The organism is Janibacter anophelis NBRC 107843 (assembly GCF_001570945.1).
Classification (GTDB): Bacteria; Actinomycetota; Actinomycetes; order Actinomycetales; family Dermatophilaceae; genus Janibacter; species Janibacter anophelis.
In genome coordinates, this window is sequence record NZ_BCSQ01000087.1 from 1 (window position 1) to 9,197 (window position 9,197).

Here is a 9,197-nt window from a genome sequence, read left to right on the forward strand (position 1 = left end):
CGACCCCGACGAGCCGGGTCGACCCGAGCACCGCCTCGCCGTCGTGCTCGAAGAGGCCGTGGCCGAGAGGCTTCATGAGCGGGCGGCGCGGCCCGACGCGCAGGGTCCGCGCACGCTGGCTCTGGCCGGCCCGCCTCATCGTGGACTCCAGGGCCCACGCGATGGTGCGGGCCGAGGTCGAGACGCTCGTGAGCAGCTCGTCGGCGTCGCCGAGGCCGAGCAGTGCGGCCACGGCGTCGTGCTCCTCGCGCAGCAGCCGGTCACGGCCGCGACCGGTGACGACGTGCAGGGCATCACGCACGTCGAGCAGGTGGTGCAGGGCCGGCTCGACGGCCCCGTGGGGGCGGTCGGTGAGCCACGCTCGAGTGAGGGCGTCGAGCACGGTGACGTCGCGCAGACCCCCGAGGGCCTCCTTGAGGTCGGGCTCGACCTGCTGACTCAGGTCACCGTGCCGGTGGTGACGGTCCCGCACCGACTCGACGAACTGCGGCAGCCGGGTGCGGGCCCCCGAGCGCCAGTCGTGGGAGACGGTGGAGCGGACCCCCGCGACGAGCTCCTCGTCGCCGGCGACAAGGGAGAGGTCGAGCAGGCCGACCGCCGCTGAGAGGTCCTCCCGGGCGACGCTGCGGCACTCGGCCGCGGAGCGGACCGAGTGGTCGAGCGCGAGCCCGGAGTCCCAGATCGGGTACCAGAGCCGGTCGGCCATGGCCGTGAGGTCGTCGGCGCGGATGCTGCGGCCGTCGTGGACGAGGACGAGGTCGAGGTCGCTGAGCGGGCCGGACCAGCCACGCCCCAGGGAGCCCACCGCGGCGAGCGCGATGCCGGGGCGCTCCCCCACGGCGTCGAGGTGGAGATCGGTCAGCCAGCTACGGGTCGCCTCGCTGATCGCGGCGCGGCGGGCCTCGCCGGCACCCGGGAGCGTGAACTCCCGGGTGCCGGCGAGATCGAGCCGCGCGGATCGCATGTCGCTTCCGGTGCGGGTCATGGTGTCCGAGGCTCAGATCGCCTCGACTCCCTTCTCCCCGGTGCGCACGCGCACGATGTCGTCGATGGGGGTGACCCAGACCTTGCCGTCACCGATCCGACCGGTGCGGGCCGCCGAGACGACGACACCGACGACGGACTCGGCGTCGATGTCATCGACGAGGACCTCGAGGCGGATCTTCGGGACGAAGTCGACGGTGTACTCGGCCCCGCGGTAGACCTCGCTGTGGCCGCGCTGGCGGCCGTAGCCGCTCGCCTCGCTCACGGTCATGCCGGTGATGCCGAAGGACTCGAGGGCCTCCTTGACGTCGTCGATCTGGTGGGGCTTGATGATGGCGGTGACGAGCTTCATGCCCGGACCTCGCTTTCGGTGACCGTGCTGGCCGTGGCGGGAAGGGGGGTGGAGGACAGCAGCGACCCGGCGCGGCTGGCGCCGACACCACCGAAGTCGTAGCCGGACTCGGCGTGGACGGCCGCGTCGATGCCCGAGACCTCGTCGTCCTCGCTGATCCGCCACCCCATCGTGTACTTCAGGGCCAGACCGATGACGGTCGTGACGAGAGCCGAGATCGCGACCGCGACGAGCGCGATGAGGATCTGCACGAGCAGCAGCGAGGCGCCGCCGCCGTAGAACAGACCGCCGTCGGTCGCGAGGAAGCCGATGCCCACGGTGCCCCAGAGGCCGGCGGCCAGGTGCACGCCGACGACGTCGAGCGAGTCGTCGTAGCCGAGCTTGTACTTCAGACCGACCGCGTAGGCGCAGATGGCACCGGCGACCGCGCCGAGGGCGATCGACCCGACGGGCGAGAGCGAGCCGGCGGCGGGCGTGATGGCCACGAGGCCGGCGACGATACCCGAGGCGGCACCCAGCGAGGTGGCGTGACCGTCACGCAGCCGCTCGACGAGCAGCCAGCCGAGGATCGCGGCGGCGGTGGCGGTGGTCGTGTTGACCCAGGCGAGGCCGGCCACGCCGTCGGCTCCGTAGGCCGAGCCGGCGTTGAAGCCGAACCAGCCGAACCACAGCAGGGCGGCACCGAGCATGACGAGGGGCAGGTTGTGCGGGCGCATCGCGGTCCTGCCGAAGCCCTTGCGCTTGCCGACGATCAGCGCGAGCACGAGAGCGGCGACACCGGCGTTGATGTGGACGACCGTGCCACCGGCGAAGTCGACGGGCTCGGCGATCGAGGCAAAGGGGCCGTCACCGCTCAGCAGGCCACCACCCCACACCATGTGGGCCATCGGGAAGTAGGCGAGAGTGACCCACAGGGCCGTGAAGACCAGCCAGGTGCCGAACCGGGCCCGGTCGGCGATGGCGCCGGAGATCAGGGCGACGGTGATGATCGCGAAGGTCACCTGGAAGCCCACGTCGACGATGACCGGCAGCCCGTCGGAGAGGACGTACTCCCCGGCGGAGTCGGTGATGACGCCGTCGAGACCGAAGTGGGTGAAGGGGTTGCCGAAAATGCCCGCGATCGAGCTCTCGCTGTAGGACATCGACCACCCCCACAGGACGTAGACGACGCCGACGACCGCCATGGCGCCGTAGGACATCATCATCATGTTGAGGACGGACGTGGTGCGGACCATGCCGCCGTAGAAGAGCGCGAGGCCCGGGGTCATCAGCAGCACGAGCGAGGCGCTGATGAGCATCCAGGCGGTGAGGCCGGAGTCGAGTGCGGTTTCCATGGACGCAACGCTGCGCCCGGCCGGTTTCGCCGCGTCACTCCCTGCGTTACGCGAGTGTTTCTCCCTTCGCCTCGACGTTAAGGCTGCGTGACGTCCCACCCCTCGTCCCAGGTGGTGGGACGGGAAGGGGGGTGCCCGCGATGCGGCCGAAGGGGGCGTGACCTACCGTTGTACCTGCAGTACGCACACGTCACCGCGGGGGAACGCAGGGTGTGGACTCCCCCGCCATCAGCAGGGAGAACCATGAGCATGCCGCCCCCCGGTCCCGGCCAGTCGGGACCCACCGGCCAGGGCCCCCAGCCCCCGCAGGGTCAGCAACCTCCGTACGGCCAGCAGCCGGCCTACGGGCAGCAGCAGCCCAACGGACAGCAGCCCGCCTACGGGCAGCAGCCCGGCTACGGGCAGCCCTACGGCCAGCCCCCGCAGAAGGGTGGCGTCCCGGTGTGGGCCTGGATCGCCGGCGCGATCGGGCTCGTGCTCGTGCTGTGCCTGTGCGGTGGCATCGGCCTGGTCGCCATGTCGGACGACGACGACACGACCACGGCGAGCTCGACGAGCACGAGCGAGACGACGACGGACCCGACGACGGAGCCCACGACGACCGAGCCGACGAGCACGGACCCGCCGACCTCGACGAGCACGAGCAGCTCGACGTCGACGTACACCACGACGAGCACGACCTCCGCCCCCAACGCGACCGTCCCGCCGACCCCGGCCGGTTCGACCGCCAACACGGACCCGAACCTCAAGCTGCCCGCCTCCGAGGTCGAGGCGCAGATCGCGCGGGGGATGAAGGCCTACGGGCACAAGAAGGAGGACATCTCCTGCCCGTCGAGCCTCACGCTCATCGAGGGCCGCAAGACCTACTGCACGGCGCCCATCCCCGGCAAGACCACCACCTCGACGGTCACCGTCGAGGTGGCCTGGGCCGTCAACGTCTCCGGCGGCTCGAGGTACTACCTCTCCTTCAACCAGCCGCTCCAGTAGATCGCGCTCCCGCGACGCAGCAGGGCCCCGGCCGCACCGAGTGCGACCGGGGCCCTGCTGTGTGAGCCGTGGAGGTCAGCCGACGATCGCGTCGACGAAGGCCTCGGGCACGAAGGGGGCCAGGTCGTCCGGCCCCTCGCCGAGCCCGACGAGCTTGACCGGCACGCCGAGCTGGCGCTGCACCGCGACGACGATGCCGCCCTTGGCCGTGCCGTCGAGCTTGGTGAGCACCACACCGGTGACGTCGACCGCCTCGGCGAAGACCTTGGCCTGGGCCAGGCCGTTCTGCCCCGTCGTCGCGTCGAGGACGAGCAGGACCTCGTCGATCGGGGTCTGCTTCTCGATGACCCGCTTGACCTTGGCCAGCTCGTCCATGAGGCCGACCTTGTTGTGCAGGCGCCCGGCGGTGTCGATGATCACCGCGTCGACCTCGGTGTCGGCAGCGGCCTTGACCGCGTCGAAGGCCACCGCGGCCGGGTCGGCGCCCTCGCGGTCGCTGCGCACGGTGGGCACACCGACGCGGGCGCCCCACGTCTCCAGCTGGTCGGCCGCGGCGGCGCGGAAGGTGTCGGCCGCGCCGAGGAGCACGTCGCGGTCGTTGGCCACCAGCACGCGGGCCAGCTTGCCGACGGTCGTCGTCTTGCCGGTGCCGTTGACCCCGACGACGAGGATGCACGCGGGACGGTCGCCGACCCGTGAGGCCGCCAGGCCACGGTCCATGCTCGGGTCGACGAGCTGGAGCAGGTCGGCGTAGAGCCAGTCCTTGGCCACCTCGGGGTCGGTCGTGCCGTCGACGGAGACGTGCGCGCGCAGGGAGTCGACGAGCTCGGTCGTCGGCTCGATGCCGAGGTCGGCGGCCAGCAGGGTGTCCTCGACCTCCTCCCAGTCCTCCTCGGAGGGCTTGCCCTGCGACAGCAGCGCGAGCAGGCCCTTGCCGATCGCGCCGTTGGAGCGGGCCAGGCGGGAGCGCAGCGCCCGCATCCGGTCGCGCGTGGGGGCCGGGGTGTCGAGCTCGGGCTCGGCCGCAGCGGAGACCTCGGTGTCGACGGGCGCGGTCGGCGCCTCGGGCTGGGCCGGAGCCTCCGGCTCGGTCGCGGTCTCGGGCTCGGCCGGGGTCACCGGTGGCGCAGTCCGGGCCCGCTCCACGCCCTCGTCGGACGGGGGCGGGGTGAAGTCCTCGTCGGCCTTCGGCCCGGTCGCCCGCTCGGTCGTGGGCTCAGCAGTGGCCGGCGCGGCGGTGGCGGCCGGCTCGGCCGGGGCGGTCGGCTCCTGCGTGACCGGCTCGGGGCCGGCCTCGGTCCGCGGCGGGGTTGTGGTCCCGGGCTGCGCGGCGGGGGGCTGCTCCCCCTTCGCCTCCGGTGGGGCCTGGGGCTTGGCGTGGTCACTGGGCCGGTCGAGGACGATCGTGCCGCTGCGGTGGTCGGTGCTCCCCTTCGGCCGCTCCGGGGGCCGGTGCTCCGGCGGCAGCTCCTTGCCCTTGCCACCGCCCCGGAGGAAGGCGACGGCGAGTCCGCCGAGGACGACCAGGAGGCCGACGGCGACGGCGATGTACTCAATCACGGTGTCGATACCCATCACGTGGCCATCCTCGCAGGATCCCCTGACGACGACGAACCCCCGTCACTGCCGCGTCGACCGTCCCGGCGACGCGGTCACGGGATCAGCGACGCAGGCGCGGGACCGGCACCTGTCCGTCCGGGTCCCGCGCGAGCGCCCGCGCCCACGTGACCAGTCCGGCCACGTCGATGCCGTGGGGCGCGATCGCGACGTACCGCTCGATCGCGTCGGCGCCGCGGGTGGTGACCGTCCGCGCCCCTCGCGGGTTGCCGCGGCGCTGGTGGGTCAGGCCCACGGCGAGCTGGGCCAGGCCCTGCCAGAGGGCACGCTCGGGTTCGGGTGCCGCCTTCCACTGCTCCTCGAGCACCTCGTGGGCGTGGAAGGGCATCTCGCGGTCGAGGTGGTCCTGCGCCTCGGCGAGGGCCTCGTCGGGGCTGCGGTCGCGGGCCTCGACCCGCTCCACCCCGGGGCTGCCGTGTGGCAGGGGGCGACCGAGCCCGTCACGGGGACGGGCGTTCTCAGCCCGCCCCTGCGCGTCGCGGTCGCGTGCCACCGTGGTCAGAAGAGCGAGACCCGCTCCTGCGGGTCGAGCCACATGTCGTCGCCCTCGGTCGTGCCGTAGGCGGTGTGGAAGGCGTCGATGTTGCGCACGGCGTTGGCGCGCACGTCCTGGGGGCTGTGCGGGTCGATCGAGAGCAGCCGCACGGCTTCCTCGGTGCGGGCGTCGCCGCACCACACGCGGGCCCAGTTGTTGAAGAAGCGCTGCTGACCGGTCAGCCCGTCGGCGTCGACCTCGTCGGCGGACTCCCCCGCCGCGATGAGGTAGGCGGCGTGGCCGATGGCCAGGCCCCCGATGTCGCCGATGTTCTCGCCCACCGTCAGGGCGCCGTTGACAGTGTGGCCGGGGGCATTGCGCGTCGTGAGGCGGTCGAACTGCGCGATGAGCGCGTCCCGCCGCTCCTCGAAGGCGGCCCGGTCCTGCGCGGTCCACCAGTCGCGCAGGTTGCCCTGCCCGTCGAAGGTCGACCCGGCGTCGTCGAAGCCGTGCCCGATCTCGTGGCCGATGACCGCGCCGATGCCGCCGTAGTTGTCGGCGTCGTCGCCCTCGGCGTCGAAGAACGGCGGCTGCAGGATCGCCGCGGGGAAGACGATCTCGTTGAGCCCGGGGTTGTAGTAGGCATTGACCGTCTGCGGCGTGAGGAACCACTCGTCACGGTCGACCGGCCCGCCGAGCTTGGCCAGCGCGCGGTCGACCTCGAAGGCGGCGACGCGACGGACATTGCCCACGAGGTCGTCGTCGCGGATCTCGAGGGAGGAGTAGTCGCGCCAGGTGTTCGGGTGGCCCACCTTGGGAGTGAAGGCCTCGAGCTTGGCGATGGCCTCCTGCTGGGTCTCCTCGCCCATCCACGCGGAGGCGGCGAAGGAGCGGCGGAAGGCCTCGACGAGGTTGGCGACGAGCTCGTCCATCCGCTCGCGCGCGGCCGGGGGGAAGTGGCGGTCCACGTAGAGCTCACCGACGGCCTCGCCGAGGGAGGCGTCGACGAGGGAGACGCCCCGCTTCCACCGGGCGCGCTGCTCGGGGATGCCGGAGAGGGTGCGGCCGACGAAGTCGAACTCGGCCTCGACGATCCGTGCGTCGAGGTAGGCGGCGTGCGCCTGGACGACGCGCAGCCGCAGCCAGTCGCGCCAGGTGTCGAGCGGGGTGTTGCCGAGGGTGAGGGAGAGCCCGCGCAGGAAGTCCGGCTGGCGGACGACGACCTCGGCGAAGGGGGCGTCCGCCCCGAGACCGGCGGCCCAGGCACCCCAGTCGACGGCCGGCGCGAGCTCGGTCAGCTCCGCCGCGTCGACGAGCGTGTACGTCTTGATCGGGTCGCGGTTGGTCACGCGGTCCCAGTGGTCCTCGGCCAGCAGGACCTCGAGGTCGACGACCCGGTCGGCTGACTCGGTCGCCGCCTCGCCCTCGCGCCCGAGCGCGAGCTCGAAGAGGCGCGCCACGTGCCGACGGTAGGCGGCGAGCACCTCGGCGTGCCGGTCGTCGCGGTAGTAGGACTCGTCGGGCAGGCCGAGCCCGCCCTGCTCGAGGTAGAGCACGTAGCGGGAGGAGTCACGGTCGTCGGTGTTGACGAAGGGCAGGACGAACCCGCTCACGCCGTCACGGGCCAGCTGCCCGGTGAGGGCCACGAGGTCCGACAGGCTCGTCACCGCGTCGACGCTCTCGAGCAGGTCGGCGATCGGCGTGGTGCCCAGCTCGTCGGCGCGGGCCTCGTCGAGGAAGGAGCGGTAGAGCGCGCCGACCTTGCCTGCGACGTCGTCGGCAGCGATCTCGCCGGCCTCGGCCCGGGCGCCGACCTCCTCGATGAGGGCGCGCACGTCCTCCTCGGCCCGCTCACGCAGGACGTCGAAGGCACCGTAGCGACCGCGGTCGGCCGGGATCTCGACGCTGCCCAGCCAGTGGTTGTTGACGTGGCCGAAGAGATCGTCCTGCGGACGGACCTGCGGGTCCACGGGCCCCCGGAGGGCGGGAGTGCGGTCGACGACGGAACTCATGAGGCCTTTCGCTTGTCGGTGACGGCGCGCTTGCCCCCGGACGTCCCGGAGATCAGCCCGGAGGTGCGGCTCGCGGCACCGTCGGCGCTCTCGCGCACCTTGACCACCACGCGCTCCCCTCGCGCCGTGAGGATCTCGCGCCCCTCACGCCTCGCGGGGATGGCGACCAGCCCCATGACGAGGACGGACAGGACGAGGCACAGCAGCAGCCCCACGATCATGGCGGTCATGCCCCCATGGTCCTCCGTGCGGACGGCCCGCTCAACTCGACCCGCCGTCGGGACCCGCACCGGAGCGGGGGCGGGACGGGCGCAGGGGGTGTCACGCGGGTTGTGCCTGGCCCTCCGGTGCGACATCGCGCAACCGCTGGCTGACGACGGTGGTGATGCCGTCGCCGCGCATCGAGACGCCGTAGAGGGCGTCGGCGACCTCCATCGTCTTCTTCTGGTGGGTGATGACGATGAGCTGGCTGGAGTCGCGCAGCTCCTCGAAGAGCATGATGAGACGCCCGAGGTTGGTGTCGTCGAGCGCGGCCTCGACCTCGTCCATGATGTAGAAGGGCGAGGGCCGCGCCTTGAAGATCGCGACGAGCAGGGCGACGGCGACGAGCGAGCGCTCGCCTCCGGACAGGAGCGAGAGGCGCTTGACCTTCTTGCCCGGGGGCCGGGCCTCGACCTCGATGCCGGTGGTGAGCATGTTGCCCGGGTCGGTGAGCACGAGCCGCCCCTCGCCTCCGGGGAAGAGCCGCGAGAAGACCCCGGCGAACTGCTCGGCCGTGTCGGCGTAGGCCTCGGAGAAGACCTGCTCCACGCGCTCGTCGATCTCGGCGACGATCGCCAGCAGGTCCTGCTTGGACTGGCGCAGGTCCTCCAACTGGGTCGTGAGGAAGGTGTGGCGCTCCTCGAGCGCGGCGAACTCCTCGAGGGCCAGCGGGTTGACCTTGCCCAGGGCCTTGAGCCCGCGCTCGGCGGTGCGCAGCCGCTTCTCCTGCACCTCGCGCACGTAGGGCTGCGGCTCGGGGAAGTCCTCCGCCTCCGGGTCCTCGTCGGGCCCGGCGACGTGCGGGACGAGCTGGTGCGGGCCGTACTCCTCCATGAGGACGTCGGGGTCGATGCCCAGCTCCTCGATGGCCTTGGTCTGCAGCTGCTCGATGCGGGCGATCTGCTGGGCACGGGCCACCTCGTCGCGGTGGACCTCGTCGGTCAGTTCGCGCAGCGCGTCCTGCTGCTCGGTGAGCTCGGTGCGCAGGCCGCGTAGCGCCTCGTCGCGCTCGGCCCGGGCGCTCTCCCCCGCGTCCCGCTGCTGGGTGGCGACGGCGGCGGCAGCGGCGGTGCGCTCCGCCGACCAGCGGGCCGCGGTCTCGACCGCGGCGGCGACCTCGGCCTCTCGGCGGCGGCGCTCGCGGCGTGCCCGCAGGCGCTCGCGGGCGGCGATCT

General features: G+C 72.6%; 8 protein-coding genes and 1 pseudogene. 1 reads left to right on the forward strand and 8 read right to left on the reverse strand.

Going from position 1 to position 9,197, the window contains the following annotated elements:
* The 3 genes from JAN01S_RS15760 to JAN01S_RS15770 all read right to left on the reverse strand — a co-directional run.
* A partial coding sequence (locus tag JAN01S_RS15760; protein WP_502685842.1) for a [protein-PII] uridylyltransferase family protein occupies positions 1-985 on the reverse strand: 985 nt, incomplete at its 3' end.
* A 12-nt stretch (positions 986-997) separates the two neighbouring features.
* On the reverse strand, positions 998-1,336 hold the full coding sequence (locus tag JAN01S_RS15765) for a P-II family nitrogen regulator (RefSeq protein WP_068319693.1): 339 nt from the start codon (positions 1,334-1,336) through the stop codon (positions 998-1,000).
* On the reverse strand, positions 1,333-2,670 hold the full coding sequence (locus JAN01S_RS15770; protein ID WP_084360323.1) for an ammonium transporter: 1,338 nt from the start codon (positions 2,668-2,670) through the stop codon (positions 1,333-1,335). The genes JAN01S_RS15765 and JAN01S_RS15770 overlap by 4 nt, the downstream gene beginning before the upstream one ends.
* Before the next feature lie 243 nt (positions 2,671-2,913).
* On the opposite strand from JAN01S_RS15770, the gene JAN01S_RS15775 reads away from it, so the two are divergent.
* The gene (locus JAN01S_RS15775; protein ID WP_068319694.1) at positions 2,914-3,657 is read left to right on the forward strand and encodes a DUF4333 domain-containing protein; all 744 of its coding nucleotides are present in this window, start codon (positions 2,914-2,916) and stop codon (positions 3,655-3,657) included.
* Between the two features lie 75 nt (positions 3,658-3,732).
* Here JAN01S_RS15775 and ftsY read toward each other — a convergent pair whose 3' ends face one another.
* The 5 genes and pseudogenes from ftsY to JAN01S_RS15800 form a co-directional block, all read right to left on the reverse strand.
* Complete coding sequence (gene ftsY / locus JAN01S_RS15780; RefSeq protein ID WP_068319695.1) at positions 3,733-5,232, reverse strand: signal recognition particle-docking protein FtsY; 1,500 nt, start codon at positions 5,230-5,232, stop codon at positions 3,733-3,735.
* A gap of 85 nt (positions 5,233-5,317) precedes the next feature.
* Positions 5,318-5,767 carry a DUF309 domain-containing protein gene (locus JAN01S_RS15785; RefSeq protein WP_068319696.1) on the reverse strand — a complete coding sequence of 150 codons (450 nt, stop codon included), beginning with the start codon at positions 5,765-5,767 and terminating at the stop codon, positions 5,318-5,320.
* 5 nt (positions 5,768-5,772) lie between these two features.
* Complete coding sequence (locus JAN01S_RS15790) at positions 5,773-7,761, reverse strand: M13 family metallopeptidase (protein ID WP_068319697.1); 1,989 nt, start codon at positions 7,759-7,761, stop codon at positions 5,773-5,775.
* Positions 7,758-7,991 (reverse strand): hypothetical protein, encoded by a 234-nt coding sequence (locus JAN01S_RS16980; protein WP_157075803.1) that lies wholly within the window; start codon positions 7,989-7,991, stop codon positions 7,758-7,760. Before JAN01S_RS16980 ends, JAN01S_RS15790 begins: the two co-directional genes overlap by 4 nt.
* Positions 7,992-8,082: 91 nt before the next feature.
* Positions 8,083-9,197, reverse strand: a pseudogene (locus tag JAN01S_RS15800) (chromosome segregation protein SMC); the annotation flags it as partial.

Excerpts from the sequence above, each read along its gene's own strand:
- JAN01S_RS15770 (WP_084360323.1), bottom strand. The coding sequence starts at position 2,670 with ATGGAAACCGCACTCGACTCCGGCCTCACCGCCTGGATGCTCATCAGC.
- JAN01S_RS15765 (WP_068319693.1), bottom strand. The coding sequence starts at position 1,336 with ATGAAGCTCGTCACCGCCATCATCAAGCCCCACCAGATCGACGACGTC.
- JAN01S_RS15775 (WP_068319694.1), top strand. The coding sequence starts at position 2,914 with ATGAGCATGCCGCCCCCCGGTCCCGGCCAGTCGGGACCCACCGGCCAG.
- ftsY (WP_068319695.1), bottom strand. The coding sequence starts at position 5,232 with ATGGGTATCGACACCGTGATTGAGTACATCGCCGTCGCCGTCGGCCTC.
- JAN01S_RS15790 (WP_068319697.1), bottom strand. The coding sequence starts at position 7,761 with ATGAGTTCCGTCGTCGACCGCACTCCCGCCCTCCGGGGGCCCGTGGAC.
- JAN01S_RS16980 (WP_157075803.1), bottom strand. The coding sequence starts at position 7,991 with ATGACCGCCATGATCGTGGGGCTGCTGCTGTGCCTCGTCCTGTCCGTC.